Annotated in this window: 16 protein-coding genes; 11 read left to right on the forward strand and 5 right to left on the reverse strand. The window is 63.8% G+C overall.

From position 1 onward, the window contains the following. Positions 1–22: 22 nt before the first annotated feature. The 4 genes from ACIPUD_RS01540 to ACIPUD_RS01555 form a co-directional block, all read right to left on the reverse strand. Positions 23–445 (reverse strand): hypothetical protein, encoded by a 423-nt coding sequence (locus ACIPUD_RS01540; RefSeq protein WP_018454312.1) that lies wholly within the window; start codon positions 443–445, stop codon positions 23–25. 22 nt (positions 446–467) lie between these two features. Then, entirely contained in the window at positions 468–821 is a 354-nt protein-coding gene (locus ACIPUD_RS01545; protein WP_085354337.1) for a hypothetical protein, read from the reverse strand. Positions 822–880: 59 nt separating this feature from the next. Continuing rightward, the gene (locus ACIPUD_RS01550) at positions 881–1,417 is read right to left on the reverse strand and encodes a hypothetical protein (RefSeq protein ID WP_018454314.1); all 537 of its coding nucleotides are present in this window, start codon (positions 1,415–1,417) and stop codon (positions 881–883) included. Positions 1,418–1,604: 187 nt separating this feature from the next. Then, positions 1,605–2,216: a TetR/AcrR family transcriptional regulator gene (locus tag ACIPUD_RS01555; protein ID WP_085350275.1), complete on the reverse strand. Its 612-nt coding sequence runs from the start codon at positions 2,214–2,216 to the stop codon at positions 1,605–1,607. Positions 2,217–2,343: 127 nt separating this feature from the next. Between ACIPUD_RS01555 and ACIPUD_RS01560 the strand changes: the two genes are divergently transcribed. From ACIPUD_RS01560 to ACIPUD_RS01580, 5 genes are all read left to right on the forward strand, one after another. Continuing rightward, positions 2,344–3,573, forward strand: a complete 1,230-nt coding sequence (locus ACIPUD_RS01560) for a cytochrome P450 (protein ID WP_162496488.1) — start codon at positions 2,344–2,346, stop codon at positions 3,571–3,573. Positions 3,574–3,713: 140 nt separating this feature from the next. After that, entirely contained in the window at positions 3,714–7,337 is a 3,624-nt protein-coding gene (locus ACIPUD_RS01565) for an AsmA family protein (protein WP_446480017.1), read from the forward strand. 326 nt (positions 7,338–7,663) lie between these two features. Continuing rightward, positions 7,664–8,782, forward strand: a complete 1,119-nt coding sequence (locus ACIPUD_RS01570) for a DUF2336 domain-containing protein (protein WP_446480018.1) — start codon at positions 7,664–7,666, stop codon at positions 8,780–8,782. A 59-nt stretch (positions 8,783–8,841) separates the two neighbouring features. Further along, positions 8,842–9,084 carry a hypothetical protein gene (locus ACIPUD_RS01575; RefSeq protein ID WP_446480019.1) on the forward strand — a complete coding sequence of 81 codons (243 nt, stop codon included), beginning with the start codon at positions 8,842–8,844 and terminating at the stop codon, positions 9,082–9,084. Positions 9,085–9,354: 270 nt separating this feature from the next. Then, the gene (locus ACIPUD_RS01580) at positions 9,355–9,840 is read left to right on the forward strand and encodes a YkgB family protein (protein ID WP_446480020.1); all 486 of its coding nucleotides are present in this window, start codon (positions 9,355–9,357) and stop codon (positions 9,838–9,840) included. A 15-nt stretch (positions 9,841–9,855) separates the two neighbouring features. Here the strand turns inward: ACIPUD_RS01580 and ACIPUD_RS01585 are convergent, their stop codons facing one another. Continuing rightward, a complete protein-coding gene (locus ACIPUD_RS01585; RefSeq protein WP_446480021.1) occupies positions 9,856–10,353 on the reverse strand; it encodes a GNAT family N-acetyltransferase in 498 nt (165 codons plus the stop codon). Between the two features lie 162 nt (positions 10,354–10,515). Between ACIPUD_RS01585 and soxC the strand changes: the two genes are divergently transcribed. From soxC to ACIPUD_RS01615, 6 genes are all read left to right on the forward strand, one after another. After that, a complete protein-coding gene (gene soxC, locus ACIPUD_RS01590) occupies positions 10,516–11,787 on the forward strand; it encodes a sulfite dehydrogenase (protein ID WP_247820425.1) in 1,272 nt (423 codons plus the stop codon). Further along, positions 11,774–12,322, forward strand: coding sequence for a c-type cytochrome (locus ACIPUD_RS01595; protein ID WP_446480022.1), 549 nt, complete (start codon positions 11,774–11,776; stop codon positions 12,320–12,322). Before soxC ends, ACIPUD_RS01595 begins: the two co-directional genes overlap by 14 nt. A gap of 10 nt (positions 12,323–12,332) precedes the next feature. Continuing rightward, entirely contained in the window at positions 12,333–12,803 is a 471-nt protein-coding gene (locus ACIPUD_RS01600) for a DUF302 domain-containing protein (RefSeq protein WP_247820423.1), read from the forward strand. Between the two features lie 45 nt (positions 12,804–12,848). Continuing rightward, positions 12,849–13,199 (forward strand): hypothetical protein, encoded by a 351-nt coding sequence (locus ACIPUD_RS01605; protein WP_247820422.1) that lies wholly within the window; start codon positions 12,849–12,851, stop codon positions 13,197–13,199. Positions 13,200–13,508: 309 nt separating this feature from the next. Then, positions 13,509–14,684: a GAF domain-containing sensor histidine kinase gene (locus ACIPUD_RS01610; RefSeq protein ID WP_446480023.1), complete on the forward strand. Its 1,176-nt coding sequence runs from the start codon at positions 13,509–13,511 to the stop codon at positions 14,682–14,684. Positions 14,685–15,003: 319 nt separating this feature from the next. Next, a complete protein-coding gene (locus ACIPUD_RS01615; RefSeq protein WP_446480024.1) occupies positions 15,004–16,665 on the forward strand; it encodes a hypothetical protein in 1,662 nt (553 codons plus the stop codon). The last annotated feature ends 117 nt before the right edge of the window (positions 16,666–16,782 follow it).

Consider the following 16,782-nt stretch of genomic DNA (forward strand, 5'->3'; position numbering starts at 1 on the left):
GCAGCAGTCTCGTGAGGATGGTTCAGCGCACGTTGGTCGATGTCGTCGACATGGTCGGCTTGGAGCCCGGCACGTGCGACATGGTCTTGGTGGTCGACCCGACCTCCTCGCCCGCCTTGACTTTCGTGCGGGTGTGAGAGCGGCTGAACGTACCACCCTCATGCGCCTGCGCGCGCGCATTGGAATTGAGCACCGGACCGTTGCCCTTGTTCATGCTGGTGCCGGACTGCGCCTTGCCGTTGGCAGACGCGGCGCTGCCGCCCGCTGCAATCGACGAGCCGGTCTGTCCGGAGCCCGACGTCGACGTGCCGCCGGTGCCGAGCGTGCTGGCCGAGGTGCCGCCGGCCGCGGCCGAGCCCCCGGTGCCGCCGGTCATGCTGGTTTGCGCCGACAACGGCGAGGCGGCGGCGAGCAGAAGTGCGACTGACGAGGTCGCGATCAACATTCTCATCTGTGAAATCCTTTTGCTAGGGCGACGATGTCGAGATGGTGCAGCCGTTGACCGTGACGGTGCTCGCGCTGGTCGAACCCGGGCCGCCGGCCGTCGAGGACGAACTCGACACGTTGCCGCCACCGGCCTGGACGTGCACCGACGATCCGCCGGCCGAGCTAGAGCTCGACAGCGAGCCGGTCGATGAGGTCGAGCCGGTGGTGCCCGAACCCGATGACCCCAGCGCGGTAATGCTGCCGTCGGGATGTTTTTCCACCGTGACCCGGCAGGTCTCGCCGGAGGCGGTCTTGCCGGTTTTCTGCATGGTTTCCCCCGCAGCGGCGCTGCTCATCAAAGTCAAAACTGCGATCGCAACGATTGGTCTGTTCATGCCAGTCCTCCTCAGGAAGGACGAAGGAGCGGCATTGCTGCCGCTCCGCCGGCCGGATGTCAGTCCTTGTCCTTCTTCATCTCGTCCTTGTGGTGGCCTTTGCCCTTTTCCATGCCCATGTCGCTGGCATGTCCCGCGGAGGAGCCGGCCGCTCCCACGGTCGAGCCGCTCTTGCCGCCGCCGGCCGACGAGCCGCCCGTGCCGACTGTCGATGCCGAGTTGGAACCGGAGCCTGCCGCAGAGCCGCCGGTGCCGACGCTGGACGAACTCTTGCCGCCACCCGCCGACGAACCACCGGTGCCGAGCGTCGAGGCCGAGCCTGAGCCGCTGCCGGAGCCTGCGGCGGAGCCGCCGGTGCCGATCGACGAACTGCTGGTGCCGCCGCCCGCCGACGAGCCGCCGGTGCCAAGCGTCGAGGCCGAGCCCGATCCGCTGCCCGAACCCGCCGATGAACCGCCCGTGCCTACGGTCGAGTTGCTGGTGCCACCGCCGGCTGACGACCCGCCAGTGCCGACCGTCGAACTCGACTGCGCCACGGCGAGCGCGGTACCGGCCAGCAGCGCAGCTGCGGCCGCAGACAATTTCAGAATCCTCATCGCTGTCTCCTCGAATGATCAAATTGCCAAAACAGGCACGGGATAAAGTGGCAAGCTGCAGAAACGTTCCTTGGATCGGTATGAGGATGTGGAAAATGCGCGCGAGAATTGCGACGAGGTTCCAGCGGCGCGGCGCGCCGATGCCGAGCGGGAACAGCGAAGCGCGACGATCTGAAGAAAACAAACGCTACTTCAACGACAATCCCGTCCTGCGCCGCAGATCCGTGATCACGCGCAGAAAACTGTCGGCCGGCGTCGTCTCCGGATCGATCAGGCGGTGCAGGCGAAAGCCGTCTTCCAATGCCAGCACGACGGAGGCCATCCAGGGGGGATTGAGCGTGTCGCCCTTCGCGTTGCTCTTCAGCGTTGCCTCGATGATGTCGGCGACCAGCTTGCGCCGCGCGCGCAGGCGCTTTGCAAGCTCCGGTCGGCGCTTCTCGGCGCGGGCGACAAACAGGATCATCTCCATGTGGAGCAGCGGCGAGCGGCCGAGCGGATCCTGCCTTGTGCGATCCATCGCCTTCAGCGCCGCGATGAAGTCGTCGAGATTGTCGTGCTGCGCGAGGATGTCCATGTTGCGCCGGATCGACTGCGCGACATGGTCCTCGAGCATGGCGATAATCAGCTCGTCCTTGCTCTTGAAGTTGGAATAGAACGCGCCGCGGCTAAATCCGGCCGCCGCCGCGATCGCCTCGATGCTGGCGCCGCCGATGCCGTCCTGCTCGAACACGCGCGCCGCCGCCTCGAACAGCCTGTCGCGCGTGTCGTCCCTGGTCGGCCTAGTTCTCACCCTTGACATCGGGGCAGTTTAGGGCAAAATGCAACTCGATACAACAATGTATCGAGTTGATAATTCCGGGATGGTCACGCTGCGCAAGAGGGGCTGCGGCGTATGCGATTCATGCGGCAACCGATATGAGGTCACCATGAACGAGCACGTGCAGGGCACCGGCGGTCCGCTGTTCAACCCGCTGTCGCCGGACTTCATCCGCGATCCCTATCCGCATTATGACCGGCTCCGCGCGATCTACCCGATTCACGTGACGCCGTTCGGCCAGTTCGTCGCCAGCCGCCATGCCGATGTCAGCCTCGTGATGCGCGACAAGCGTTTTGGCAAGGATTTCGTCGAGCGCTCCAGGCGCCGCTATAGCGAAAAGATCATGGAGGAGCCGGTCTTCCGCAGCATGAGCCACTGGATGCTGCAGGCCGATCCGCCCGACCACACCCGCCTGCGCGGCCTCGTCGTGAAGGCCTTCACCGCCCGCCGCGTCGAGGACATGCGGCCACGCATCCAGGAGATCGTCGACCAGACCATCGATGCCGTGATCGACCGCGGCCACATGGACCTGATCGAAGACTTCGCCTTCCGCCTGCCTGTGACCATCATCTGCGACATGCTCGGCATCCCCGAGGACCATCGCGAGACTTTCTATAACAGCTCGCGCGATGGCGGACGGCTGCTCGATCCCGTGCCGCTCTCGCCGGAGGAGATCGCCAAGGGCAACGCCGGCAACATGATGGCGCAGATGTATTTCCAGCAGCTGTTCGAGCTTCGTCGCAAAAATCCCGGCCACGATCTCATCACCCAGCTGGTGCAGGCCGAGGAAGACGGCAACAAGCTCACCAACGAGGAACTGACCGCCAACATCATCCTTTTGTTCGGCGCCGGCCACGAGACCACGGTCAATCTGATCGGCAACGGCCTGCTGGCGCTGCATCGCAATCCGGACCAGCTCGCGCTTTTGAAGGCGCGGCCGGACCTGATGGTGGGCGCGATCGAGGAGTTTCTGCGCTACGATTCCTCGGTGCAGATGACCGGGCGGGTCGCGCTGGAGGATATCGACGATCTCGGCGGCGCCAAGATCCCCAAGGGCGAGACCGTGCTCTGCCTGCTGGGCTCGGCCAACCGCGACCCGGCGGTCTATCCTGACCGCCCCGACCGGCTCGACGTCACCCGCCAGAATGTGAGGCCGCTGTCGTTCGGCGGTGGCATCCATTTCTGCCTGGGGGCCCAATTGGCCCGGCTCGAGGCCGAGATCGCCATCGCCACGCTGTTGCGTCGGCTGCCCGACCTGCGCATCGACGACGTCGAAAACCCCGAATGGCGGCCGACCTTCGTGCTGCGCGGCCTGAAGCGGCTGCCTGCGAGCTGGTGATGGCTCGCCGGCGTTAACCTCCGCGCGCAACAGTCGCTGTGACTTCGCCACACTTCCCCCTATATAAGGGGCTGTTCCGGTACGTCTGAGGCCCTGCGGCTCAGGCAAGGCCCGCATCCGGTTTGGCCGAGGGGAGACCCGTGCAGACGACGCTGCTCGGATTGGCGATTGCCTTTATCTTAGCGCTGCTGGCCGCTCTGATCGGACCGTACTTCGTCGACTGGAACCAGTTCAGGCCCCAGTTCGAAGCAGAGGCCGGCAGGATCATCGGCGTGCCGGTGCGGGTGGCGGGCGAGCTCGACGCGCGGCTGTTGCCGGCGCCGACGCTGCGGCTGCGCGCGGTCACCTTCGGCGGCAACAACGATCTCGGCCGCCTGCGCGCCGACAAGCTCGACGTCGAGTTCAGCCTGAGTTCGCTGATGCGCGGCGAATGGCGCGCCACCGAGCTTTCGGTCAACGGCATGGCGGTCGATCTCGGTCTCGACGCGCGCGGGCGGGTCGATTTGCCGTCCACCGCGAGCGGCAGCTTCAATCTGGCATCGCTGGCGATCGAGCGGCTGAACCTCACCGGCCGCATCGCCCTGCATGATGCCGCCAGCCATTCGACACTGGAGCTCAACGACATCGCTTTCTCCGGCGATGTGCGCTCGCTGGCCGGCTCGGTCCGGGGCGACGGCAGTTTTGCCCTCAGCGGCGTGCGCTATCCGTTCCGCGTCTCCTCCGGCCCGAGCGCCGACGGCAACGCCACCCGCCTCCACCTCAACATCGATCCCGGCGAGCGCGCGATCCTCGCCGATCTCGAAGGCGTGCTCGCCTTCGACAACCGCCTGCCGAAATTCGAGGGCGCGCTGACGTTCGCCGTGCCGGCGCCGAAGAAGCCGAGCGAGGCGGGGCCGATGCCCTGGAAGCTCACGACGAAACTCAAGGCTGATCCGGCCGGCGCCAAGTTCGAGCAGGTCGACGCCAGCTTCGGGTCCGAAGCCTCCGCGCTGAAGCTCGGCGGCGTCGGCGATATCAGGTTCGGGGCTTCGCCGCTGCTGCGTGCGGTGCTGTCGGCGCGCCAGGTCGATGCCGACAAGCTGACCGGCAAGGATGAGCCGCAGCGCATCCTTCCGGCGCTCCGCGCAGGCCTCGCCGCAATCCCGCAGGCGCCGATCCCGGCACAGATCGAGTTCAACTCCGACCAGATCATGCTCGGCGCACGGCCGCTCCAGAACATCACGGCCGAGCTTGCGACCGACGGACGATCCTGGACCTTCCAGCGGCTCGAGCTGCGCGCGCCGGGACAGACGCAGCTCTCGCTCAACGGCGCGACGCCCGGCGCCGACAGCTTCAGCGGCCGTCTCAGCGTCGATTCCTCCGATCCCGATACGCTAGTGGCCTGGCTCCAGGGCCGCAGCGAGGTCAACCGCCGCAGCACGCGGCCGCTGCGCCTTGCCGGTGACGTGACCATCGCCGCCAACCATTTCGCCATCGACAGGCTGAAGGCCGAGATCGACGGCGGCGCGGTCGAAGGCCGCATCGCTTTCGTCCAGACCGGCGCGAGCAAGGGCTCGCGGATCGACGCGGAGCTCAAGGCCGACCGCCTTGACCTCGATGCGGCCGCAAGTTTTGTGCGCGCGCTTTCGGGACCGCAGGGCGAATGGCCGGAGGAAGCGAAGCTGTCGCTCGATATCGGCCGCGCGATCTCGGCCGGGCAGGAGCTGCGGCCGTTCACCGCGAAACTCGGCTACGGCCCCGCATCGCTCTCGCTGGAGCAGTTGCGGTTCGGCCAGGCCAGTGGCGTGACCACGGAAGCAAGTGGCAGCTTCGACCGCGCCAAGGCCACGGGCAAGCTCGCGCTGAAATCCTCCGCCAATTCGCTGCGCGATCTCACTGCACTGCTCGAGCCGTTTGCGCCATCGGTGCGCGCGCGCTTCGACGCCATCCCGTCGCTGCCGGGTGCGACCCGCCTGAAGCTCGACCTCAGCCTCGACAAGAACGCCGAGCACGCCGATCGCAACGACGCGCGCGCTGTCCTCGAACTCGACGCGCCGCAGCTCAAGGCCACCGCGACGCTGGCTGCGCAGACGCCGGTGGCCGCCGTCAACGGCATCGACGTCGACCGCTTGCGCAACAGCGACTTCACGCTGGACTCGAAAGTCGCGACACCGCAAGCCAGTGCACTGCTGGCGTTGCTCGGGCTCGATCGCGTGGTGGCCGCAGGCGAGGGCGCTTCGCAGTTCGAAGGCCGCTTGAGCGGCGCGTGGCGCCATCAGCTGCAATTGAATGCCAAGCTTAGCGGCGGCGGGCTGGATGCGGACGCACAAGGCAACGTCGAATTGTCGGAGCCGAAAGGCAGCGTAAATTTGCGCGTGCGCAACGCCAATCTGGGGCCGCTGTTCGGGACCAGCCCGGCCGATAAATCGGTGCAGAGCGTCAATCTGTCCTCGCGCGTCGGCCTCTCCGGCAACCGTCTGACCTTCAACGATCTCGAGAGCACCCTGGCCGGCTCGCATTTGCGCGGTCATCTGGCGGTGACGCTCGATCAGGAGAAGACCGTCGACGGCGAAGTCGGCCTCGATACGCTCGACCTCGTGCCCGCGCTCGCGATGGCCATCGGCGCGGCCGGACACGATGCCAATGCGCCGCTGAGTGCCGGGCTTCTCGGCGGATGGCGCGGCCGCGTCGCCTTCCAGGCGTTGCACGGCACGTTGCCCGGCGGCATCGAGCTGCGCCCCTTCGGCGGTACGGTCCGGAGCGACGGTCAGTCGCTCGCGCTCGACGCAATGAAGGGCGGCGTCGGCGGCGGCGAGATCTCGGCGAGCCTCGATGCGCGCAATGTCGCCAATGGTCTGACGCTGAACGCGCGTATCGAGCTCGGCAATGTCGACGCGGCGACGCTGCGGTACCGCGACCTCGCGCTGCCGAAGGGACGCGCCTCGGCGCAGATGGCGCTGACCAGCCAGGGCCGCAGCGTTGCGGCGCTCACCGGTGCGCTCGCCGGCAACGGCACGGTGACGCTCGAATCCGCTGAAATCTCCGGCCTCAATCCGCGCGCCTTCGAAATCGCGATCCGCGCCAGCGACGGCGGCCAAATTGCCGACGACAATCGATTGCGGCAGCTGGTCGAGCCCGCACTGTCGGCGGGTCCGATTGCAGTGGCCTCGGCGCAGATCCCGTTCACGATCCGAGACGGGCGCCTGCGCGTCGGCGCAACGTCGCTAGAGGCGAAGAACGCGCGTGCCATCGTCTCCGGCGGCTACGACATCCCCGCCGACCAGGCCGACATCCGCGCCAACCTGACGCCGATCATGACCGGGCTCTCCGGCGCGCCGCCGGAAATCCAGCTGTTCGCGGCCGGTCCCCCCGACAGGCTCAATCGCACCGTCGATCTCGGGCCGCTGTCGTCGTGGCTCGCGGTACGCACGATCGATCGCGAGACGCGCCGGCTGGACGCCATCGAGCGCGGCGAACCGCCGCCGGCGACCGCCGCGTTGCCGACCCTGGTGTCCCCAGACCCGGTGCCGGAGCCGTCGCTCACGGATGTGCCGATGCCCGGCCGCGATCCGCGCCGTGCGCCGCCGCCGAAGCCCAAGTCCGATATCAGGGTTGCGCCGACGCCAAAGGCGCCGCAGGCCGCTCCCGCGGCACCAAGCCCGCCGCTTGCACGCACGCAGATCGCGCCGCTGCCTCCGCCGATCGACGTGAGGCCGGCCCCGGGCCCGCCGCCCGCAAAGCCCAAGCCAAAGCCGCCGCTGGTGCTGACGCCGTCAAATCCGTAGGCGATAGTCCGTCATGCCCGGGCTTGTCCCGGGCATCCACGTTCTCCGTCCCAGGCGGTGAGACGTGGATGGCCGGGACAAGCCCGGCCATGACGCCGGAGAGACACCCTCACCCAAACCCTCTCCCGCAAGCGGGAGAGGGGGCGCAGCTTCCTCGTGACGTACCGGTAAACTCATTCCCTCGCTTTTTATCGAATTTTCCCCGGCAAAACTGATCTGCCGACTTTACCGGATTCTCGCGTTTGTTCCCTAGCCTCTGTTCCCAGAGGAACTCGGCGTCCTGCCGGCACAAGCAGGATGGCCAGCCAAGAACTGGGGTCATAGGGATGAACGGCGCGACAACACTTCTGCAGGATCTGGACGACGCAATCGCACGCGGCACCGACGAAAGCCGGACCAAGGCGTTGTGGCACGCGACCGACATTCTGATCACCGGTCGCTACAGCGACGACGAGATCAGCACGTTCGGCGAAGTCATCGGCCGGCTCGCCGACGAGATCGAGGTCGCCGCACGGGTGCAGCTCTCCGAGGTGATGGCAGCCTGCGATCACGCTCCGCTCGATGTCGTTGCGCAACTCGCGATCGCCGACGAAATCGAGGTCGCCGGTCCCGTGCTGCGCGATTCCAATCGTATCGACGAGAAGCTGCTGGTCGAGAGCGCCATGACCAAGAGCCAGTCGCATCTGCTCGCGATCGCCCAGCGCAAGTCGATCGGCGAGGCCGTCACCGACGTTCTGGTCAAGCGCGGCGACCAGGAGGTCGTGGCGTCGGTTGCCCGGAACGAGGGCGCGCGCTTTTCAGGTTCGGGCCTGCTCCACATGGTCCGCCGCGCCGAGGGTGACTCGATTCTCGCCGAGCAGCTTGGCCTGCGCAAGGACGTGCCGCGTCACATCTTCCAGCAGCTGATCTCGAAGGCGTCGGAGGACGTCCGCCGCCGGCTCGAGCACGAGCGCCCGGAAATGATGGCGCAGATCCAGAGCTCGGTAAGCGACGTCACCGGCGACCTGCAGTCCAAGTTCGGCCCGTCCTCGCGCAGCTATTTCGTCGCCAAGCGCGTGGTGACGACGCAGTACCGGCAGGGCAACCTCAACCAGGACTCGATCTCGAACTATGCGCGCCAGCACCGCTTCGACGAGGTGCAGATCGGCCTGTCGCTGTTGTCGTCGCTGCCGGTCGACGTGATCGAGCGTGCGATGATGGACCGCAATCGCGAGATGATCCTGGTGCTGTGCAAGGCGCTCGACTTCTCCTGGGACACCACCATGTCGCTGCTGTTCCTCGGCGCCAAGGATCATCTGATCACGGCGCGCGAGCTCCACGACAACGAACGCGATTTCGGCAAGCTCAAGATCGAGACCTCGCGCAGCGTCTTGAAGTTCTACCAGTCGCGCAAGACCGGCGCCGATCCCGTCACGGGTCGTCAGCCCGAGCTGCAGGTGCACTGAGCGGTACACCGAACAGGTACACCGAGCATCATCCGGGAATTGGCAGGGGAGTATTTGCAATGTTGCCTCAATTCGGCACCGCCGTTCGCAAGAAGAACCTCAACAACGTCGCAGCCGGCGAGATCGGCGGCGGAGCAGCGGACCAGACCTCGGTCGATGCAGCATGGCTCGTGCTGGAAGCCGCCAACGACCTCGGCGACCATGCCGCGATCGAGGCTTGCCGCCGCGTCATCGACGCGGAGCTGAACGGCACGGCGGCCGGCAGCGCGGATGTCGATCTCGTGCTCGGGTATTTCAGGTAAGACTCCGCGGGCGTCCGCTCCATCCGCGCGATAGCGGCTGTTTCCACACCGTCATTGCGAGCGCAGGGCACCGCCGTCGCTCCTTCAATGGCACATTAACGCGCCGACAGCCCCAGACCGCGCGGCCATCCCGCGAACACGCGCATCGCACGCAGCTGTGATCTCCGGAACCGGCCGACGCGGGTAACGACCGAAGCTCCCCTTCGTACAGCCTTCAGCGAGCGTAGTCTCGCAGAGCTGATGGATGTGAAACCGGGGAGACATGGTCGGATGAAAGAGTTCAACGTCGCTGAGGTCGGGGGCGGTTCCTATCGTCCTCTTGCCATTCTGCGCTGGGTCATGGTGATCATCTTCGTATCGTTTGGCATGCAGAAATTCACGCCGCAATCTGCGCAGGGCATCGCGCAGTTCATCAGCAACAGCCCGTTCATCTCCTGGCTGTCGGTGTTCGGCCTGAGGGGAGAGGCCTATGTCCTCGGTGTCGCTGAATTCGTGATTGCGGCGCTGCTCGCGGCAGGCAGCTTCAGCCCGGTGTCGTCCGCCCTCGGTTCATTCATGGGCATGGTGACCTTTGCGATCACCTGGTCGTTCTTCTTCACGACGCCCGGCGTGGTCAAATGGAGCCTTTCATCCGATCCGATGGCGTGGAATCTGACCGGCGAATTTCTGTTCAAGGACATCGTCCTGCTGTGCGTTTGCGCGGTGTTGTTTCTGGCCTCCCTGCCGCAATCGGTTATCCGGCTGCGCACCGGGTGATCGTCAGGCCGTCTCTCACCGCCGGATCCGGTAGAGGACGCCGTTCTCGCCGTGACGGAACGTGGTTCGCTCGAGGAGATAGTTGGACTTCTCCAGAACGCGGCGCGATGCGCCATTGCCGACATAGACCAGGCCGATGAGGGACGGCAGCTCGTGGTGTAACAGTCCAATATCGGTGAGTGCGGTCGCGGTCTCGCTTGCAAGGCCACGGCCCCAGAATTCGCGCTTGAACGCGTAGGCAATCTCGATCTCGTCGACATCGTCCACGAGGATATGCCTGATGCCCGCTCGCCCGGCGAATGCCCCGTCTTTCGTTCGCAGCACCCACAGACCGAAGCCATGCTGATCCCAATGCGCCATATTGGCGTCGAGATAGGTCTTCGTCTTCTCCGCCGAACGGACGCCGCCGAGATAGCGCGAAACCTCGGCATCGAGATGCAACGCGACGAGGTCGGCGAGATGATTTTCGTTCAGCCTCTCGGCCGTCAGGTTCTCGGTGCTGAAATGATCCATGGATCCGGATAGCCGCTTTCGGAGCAGGGCAGGATGACGCGCCTTCGCCGCCCCCTCATGATTTCTAACACATCCTAACGGGCATTTCGGCGGCATCCGGTCAATGTCTCCATGGAAAAGCGGTGGAATTTCCCAACAAGCACGAAGGTCGACGGAGATTGCATGACGTCCAAAACGCAAATCGAATCACTGCAACGGCCCGCGAGCGTCTCGCGCCGCGGCTTCGTGGGAGGCCTGTCGGCGGGCGTTCTGGGGGCGGTTGCGACCGAAGCGGCGGCGGCGCAAACCCTGGCCGAAATTCCTGATCGCGGGCCCGGGGCCGATCTCGGTGCGCACAGCGAACGATCGCGCTTCGTCAAGATCGATCGCATTCCCGAGGCAACACCAGGCAAGCGCAACGTCGACCCCAGTGATGCCATCAACTCCAAGACGCCGCATCAGAAGCTGGTGGGCAACATCACACCAACCGATCTGCATTACGAGCGCAGCCATTCCGGGGTGCCGGACATCGATCCGGCGCAGCACCGTCTGCTCATCCATGGCCTGGTTCAGAAGCCGCTGGTGTTCAGCGTCGACGATCTTAAGCGGATGCCGTCCGTCACGCGCGTGGTCTTCATCGAATGTACCGGAAACGGCTGGGAAAACTGGAAGAAGGCAGACCCTGACCTGACGGTGCAGAACACGCACGGCCTCGTCAGCACCAATGAGTGGACTGGCGTTCCGCTGAAGTTCCTCATTGGTCTCGCGGGCAAGGAGAAGATCTCGAACTGGATGCTCGCGGAGGGAGGCGACGGTGCGGGCGTCGACCGCAGCATTCCGTTGACCGACGAAATCTTGAACGAGGCCTTTGTCGCCTACGGTCAGAACGGCGAACCACTGCGCCCCGCGCACGGGTTTCCAATGCGACTGGTGATGCCGGGTTTCGAGGGCAACCTCAACATCAAATGGCTGCGCCGTCTCAAGTTCGGCACTGAGCCCTGGATGACCCGCTGGGAGACGGCGCGCTACACGCAGCTGCTCGCCAACGGCAAGGCCCGCCAGTTCCAACTGAGGATGGAAACCAACTCCGTCATAACACAGCCCTCGGGCACGATGCAGATCCAGCCCGGCTACAACATTATCTCCGGTCTCGCCTGGAGCGGCCATGGCAAGATCGCCAGGGTCGAGATATCGACCGACGGCGCGAAAATCTGGAAACAGGCGCAGCTGAATCAGCCGGTGCTGTCGAAGGCCCAGGTTCGATTTCAGATGGACTGGGTGTGGGACGGTAAGCCGACAAGGATCGTGAGCCGCTCGACCGACGAGCAAGGCAACGTTCAGCCGGACCGGCAGTCCTTCATCGCCGCGATGGGGAGCAATGCGCTGTTCCACTACAACGCCCAGCAGACCTGGAGCATCGACGAGGCCGGGAGGGTCCGCAATGTCCTCGCATAATAATCGGCTTGTCGCAGCGGCTCTCGCGCTCGGCCTGCTCGCGGCGCCCGCATTTGCATTCGATTTCGGCCGTCCCGCGACTCCGGAGGAGATCAAGCTATGGGACATCGACGTCACACCCGATGGCAAGGGTCTGCCTGTCGGCGGCGGCACGGTTGCGCAGGGTAAGCAGGTCTTCGCCGACAATTGCGCGGCCTGTCATGGCGACAACGGCCAGGGCGGGATCAAGGATCGTCTGGCCGGTGGGCAGGGCACACTCGCCTCCAGCACGCCGGTCAAGACCGTCGGCAGCTTCTGGCCCTATGCGACGACCTTGTACGACTACATTCACCGCGCGATGCCATATCCCACACCGGGTTCGCTCAGCACCGACGACACCTATGCCGTCACCGCCTACATCCTGAGTCTGAATGGCATCGTTTCCGCCGACGGCAAGGTTGATAAGGACAGCTTGCCGAGGATCAAGATGCCCAACCGCGACGGCTTCATTCCGGACCCGGAATTCGATCCGGCAAAACTATTCCGCAAGAAATGAGCGTGTGATCATGAGGGTTTCGGCGCTGGTCAAGATCCTCGCTTTGGTTGCTGCGACATGTTTATGGGAGACCCATGCAATGGCCGTCGACGGACTGATCACGATCAGGAGCAGTTTCGGGCCTGAAGAGACGATGAAGCGGCTGGAAGAGGAAGTGATAGTCAAGGGCCTCACAATATTCGCCCATGTCGATCATGCCGCGGGCGCCGCCGCTGCCGGCCTGCCGTTGCGCCCGACCAATCTCATCATTTTCGGGAACGCCAGGGGTGGTACGCCATTGATGCAGCAGTCGCAGACCAGCGGCATCGATCTGCCGCTGAAGGCGCTGGTCTGGCAGGACGAACAAGGCGCGACCTGGTTGTCCTACAATGATCCGGCGTATATCGCCGGGCGTTACGACATCGGCGAGCCGGCCAAGGCTGCAATTGTCGCCATGACGGCGGCCCTGCACGCGATCGCGACCAAAGTCACCGCCCCCTAGCGCAATGGTACGACCGCGCGACGCGTGCGCCATGAGGAGAGATCCATGAACAGTACAGACGGGCAACCTGAATCACCCGTTCCCGGAGACGGCAAGATCGCCAGATGGCTGGTCATAGCGGTGCTATGCGCCTTCCTCGTCGGTGCCGGCGCGCTCGGCTATCTCGGCTGGTTCAGCACGACAACGGAGGTGCCAGCGTCGGGCTATGTCGCACTGGTGCTCGGTGTCGTGTTTTCGCTGGTGGTCGGCATCGGCTTGATGGCGCTGGTGTTCTACAGCAGCCGCAAGGGTTATGACGAACCGGCGGTGCTGATCCAGGAGCCCAAGAGCGATTCGAACGAAGAAGGCGTCTCAGGCTCCACCACACCGAGCGAGCGCACTGAGCGAGTACGCTGAGCCGGATGCTCGCTTCGAATTCCGAGGTGGGTCTTCGTCCTCTCCGCCGGACGCACGCCGCCGAGATATCGGGACACCCCGGCATGGAGATGCAATGCGACGAGGTCGGCCAGGTGATCCTCACGAAGCCTGTCGGCGGTTAGCCTAGCCGTGCTGAAATGTTCCATTGGGAACAGATAGCCCCTTCCAAGGCGGAGGGTCGAGTAACATTGACGCGGAATAACTTGGCTGGCAGTGCTTCTTACCATTGCAAGGACGCGCTTTGTTGGGGGGCACGGTCGTCCAGCGAAGTTCCGACGCGGAGTGGCAATGGATTTCGAGCGCGACATAGCCAAGATCAGCGGGATCGCTGCGGTCTCGACCATCCTCGACGTGGTCAGCCGGACCACCGGCATGGGGTTTACGGCCGTTGCCCGCGTCACCGAGGACAGGTGGATCACATGTGCCTCGCGTGACGAACTTGCGTTCGGGCTGAAACCCGCTGACGAGCTCAAGGTTGAGACCACGATCTGCCATGAGATCCGGCAGAGCCGCGAGGCGGTCGTCATCGAGAATGTCAGCAAAGACGCCGGCTACTGCAAGCATCACACGCCTGCACAATATGGCTTCCAAAGCTACATCTCCGTGCCGATCATTCTGCCCGACGGTTCATTCTTCGGAACTCTTTGTGCGATCGATCCGAAGCCGCGCAAGCTTCGGACTCCCGAAGTCATCGGCATGTTCAAGCTTTTTGCCGAGCTGATCGCGTCTCATCTCGACGCGGCCGAGCGCGTCGAACTGATCGAGAACAGGCTCGCGCTGGAACAACGCAATGCGGAACTGCGCGAGCAGTTCATCGCCGTGCTCGGTCACGACCTCCGAAACCCTCTTGCCTCGATCCAGGGCGGCCTGCGGCTTCTGAACAAGAAGGTCGATGACGAGGGGAAGAACTGGATCAACCTCCTGCAGGGAAGCGTGGGCCGGATGGCGGGCCTGATCGACAATGTCATGGACTTCGCCCGCGCGCGGCTCGGCGCCGGGATGCAGCTCAAGTTGAAAGAACAGCCACTCGAGCCTGTCATCAGGCAAATTGTCGCGGAGTTCGAGAACGTGCACCCGGATCGCGTCATCGAAACGGTCGTCAACGTTCCGGGACCTGTGAGAATCGACGCCGACCGCATAGGTCAGATGCTGTCCAATCTTCTCGGCAACGCGATTTCCTATGGCGCCGCCGACAAGCCGATCAGGGTGCTGGCGCAGACGACCGGCGCTGGCTTTGATCTCAGCGTTGCCAACAAAGGCGCGCCAATTCCGGCTGATGCGATCCCGCGCCTTTTCACTGCGTTCGATCGCGGCGACGTTCTGCCGAACCAGAAAGGGCTTGGGCTCGGACTGTACATTGCCCAAGAGATCGCGCGCGCCCATGGCGGGTTGATCGTCGCGTCGTCGATGCGGGATGAAACGGTGTTCACCGCGACGTTTCCGGCGAGCCCGGCCCGCGGCTGAGAAGGCGTGCTACGCCGGCCTAGCTTGCCGTCACGAAGCGTCGCGCCAATTCTCCGACAATACCATCATGCGCCTGTTTTGCGCGACGGTGCAACCGGCGAACAGCTGATAGCGCTGATTGTGCGAGGCTCTTTCCGGATGCGGTCCGGCGATTTTCTTGCGGGCAAGGCATTGTGCCTCTTCAGAGAGAGAGCTGCACGAAAACGTCCAGAGGATGTGAATTGGTTCACACACACGTGGTCGCTCCGGATTTACGGTACGCCTAATTCCGCGTAGAGCGGCCCGTTCGAACTATCTCGCTCAAGAGGGAGTTCAGGCTATGGCTAGCATCGTGTTGGGAATTGTCATTTCCATTTTACTATCGACACCAGCCTCCGCAGATCAGGTCGGTGACGCCGCGTCCGACCTGGTTCCTTCGCTGGTGCGCTGGTCCATCACGTTGTTGGGCCTGGTGGTGGCAGGCCGGTTGGCCTGGCAGGCTTTTGGCCGCGCGGTCAACATTGCCGAAGTCCCGACTTTCCCGCGATACATGACGACCCGGCAGCAGTATCGATTGGGCGGGTTCATCTTTGTCGTATTCTCATGCGGCTTCTTCCTTCTTCTCATCCATGAGAACCGCGACGTCATTGCCCTGGCGCCGCTGGTTCCTGCATTTCCGGTAGCCTTCATAGAGGCTGCGAAAATTCAGTCTGCTCCGTACCTGACCGTCGTCGCCGCAATGGGGATCGTGTATCTGTTCCTCCTGACGAAGGAGGCTCAATGGAACGTCCTGCTGATGGTGCGCGATGTGATCCAGAGCTGGATCAGCGTGCCTCAGCTCGCGAAGCAGATCATGGCGCAAATCCGCTTTTCGCTGCGTGTGCCGCAGGAGGTGCTCTCGAAAGTCATCGCGAATTCTCCGGATGTCGTCGATCAGGACTTCCGCAAGGATCCGAACACCCCGGATCGGATGTGGGCGGAAATCTGTTACATGAAATGGTGGCTGACGCAGGGACGCGACACCGGAGATGACGCCACCTTCTTCACCGAGGACAGCTTTGGTTTCGACAAGCTGATGGCAGACTTCCAGCAGGGGGCGCCGACGATGAGCCAGTGGAAGGCTGGGACGTTGACGGGCCTTGCTGCGCCCCAGGCCACGCAACTGATCAAGGACCTCTACAACCGATTTGCCCGGCTTGTCGCGTGTTACCTGATCTATCGCAACGGCTCCCGCATCGACCTGCGCAATGAGGCCAGCAAATTCGGCATCGAAATCGATGCGCCCATTCACGACAATCCGCTACGGTACTGGATCGTCTATATCATTGCCTTGATCTGCTCCGTTTATCTGGGCGTGACCATTTCGGCCGTGATTTATGACGTGCTGCAAGGCAGAGGCGTCGTCTGGGCGCAGGACCCCAATCGCTCGATTGCATGGGTCATGTATTCGCTTTGCAATTATGGATTGGCAATCGTCGTCGTTCTCTTGCTTCGATTTGCGATGTCATCTCTGGGAAGCGATTCAGATCAGTCCCACCTCACCACTTATTGCTGGAGCTTCCTGGTCGCGCTCGCCGTAGGGCCCGCTGGTCTGACGTTGGCCGTGCATAACTTTGGCGAGGGCAATTTGCGGGAAATGTCCCTTGCCAGCCTTTACTTTGCGATGTTGCGGTGGGGCCTCGGGCCGGCGCTCGTGACAGTCTATATTTCGTACTATCTCGACAGGCAGAGCTGCTCCGATCTGCCGGACATCGACAATTCGATGCGAACGGTCGCGTGGCGGCTGTTCAATTGCTTCGGCTTTGCGGCAACCAATGTGTTCTTGCTTCTGCCCCAACTGCTGTCGCTGATGGCACAGGAGGGGGCAATCTGGGAAACCAATAAGCTGCGCTTCATTGCGGCTGGGACGACGTTCTGCCTGGCATTCGGCCTCGCATTGGCCGCGCAGTTCGCGCTCAAGAAGGAGCGGATTGGAACGGTGCTGGCGCATAAACCGGCTTGACGCCAGATATGGTCGGTCGTGGCGATGATGGCATCATGCTCCTGTTTTGCCCGACGGAGCAACTGGCGCAGCCCTGCGGCCGGACGATTTTCGCACAAGTGTAAGTCATTGATTTCA

The organism is Bradyrhizobium sp. CAR08 (genome assembly GCF_052871955.1).

Bases quoted from the DNA above. Each gene is read 5' to 3' on its own strand.
- ACIPUD_RS01540 (WP_018454312.1), bottom strand. From the start codon at position 445: ATGTTGATCGCGACCTCGTCAGTCGCACTTCTGCTCGCCGCCGCCTCG.
- ACIPUD_RS01545 (WP_085354337.1), bottom strand. From the start codon at position 821: ATGAACAGACCAATCGTTGCGATCGCAGTTTTGACTTTGATGAGCAGC.
- ACIPUD_RS01550 (WP_018454314.1), bottom strand. From the start codon at position 1,417: ATGAGGATTCTGAAATTGTCTGCGGCCGCAGCTGCGCTGCTGGCCGGT.
- ACIPUD_RS01555 (WP_085350275.1), bottom strand. From the start codon at position 2,216: ATGTCAAGGGTGAGAACTAGGCCGACCAGGGACGACACGCGCGACAGG.
- ACIPUD_RS01560 (WP_162496488.1), top strand. From the start codon at position 2,344: ATGAACGAGCACGTGCAGGGCACCGGCGGTCCGCTGTTCAACCCGCTG.
- ACIPUD_RS01570 (WP_446480018.1), top strand. From the start codon at position 7,664: ATGAACGGCGCGACAACACTTCTGCAGGATCTGGACGACGCAATCGCA.
- ACIPUD_RS01575 (WP_446480019.1), top strand. From the start codon at position 8,842: ATGTTGCCTCAATTCGGCACCGCCGTTCGCAAGAAGAACCTCAACAAC.
- ACIPUD_RS01580 (WP_446480020.1), top strand. From the start codon at position 9,355: ATGAAAGAGTTCAACGTCGCTGAGGTCGGGGGCGGTTCCTATCGTCCT.
- ACIPUD_RS01585 (WP_446480021.1), bottom strand. From the start codon at position 10,353: ATGGATCATTTCAGCACCGAGAACCTGACGGCCGAGAGGCTGAACGAA.
- soxC (WP_247820425.1), top strand. From the start codon at position 10,516: ATGACGTCCAAAACGCAAATCGAATCACTGCAACGGCCCGCGAGCGTC.
- ACIPUD_RS01595 (WP_446480022.1), top strand. From the start codon at position 11,774: ATGTCCTCGCATAATAATCGGCTTGTCGCAGCGGCTCTCGCGCTCGGC.
- ACIPUD_RS01600 (WP_247820423.1), top strand. From the start codon at position 12,333: ATGAGGGTTTCGGCGCTGGTCAAGATCCTCGCTTTGGTTGCTGCGACA.
- ACIPUD_RS01605 (WP_247820422.1), top strand. From the start codon at position 12,849: ATGAACAGTACAGACGGGCAACCTGAATCACCCGTTCCCGGAGACGGC.
- ACIPUD_RS01610 (WP_446480023.1), top strand. From the start codon at position 13,509: ATGGATTTCGAGCGCGACATAGCCAAGATCAGCGGGATCGCTGCGGTC.
- ACIPUD_RS01615 (WP_446480024.1), top strand. From the start codon at position 15,004: ATGGCTAGCATCGTGTTGGGAATTGTCATTTCCATTTTACTATCGACA.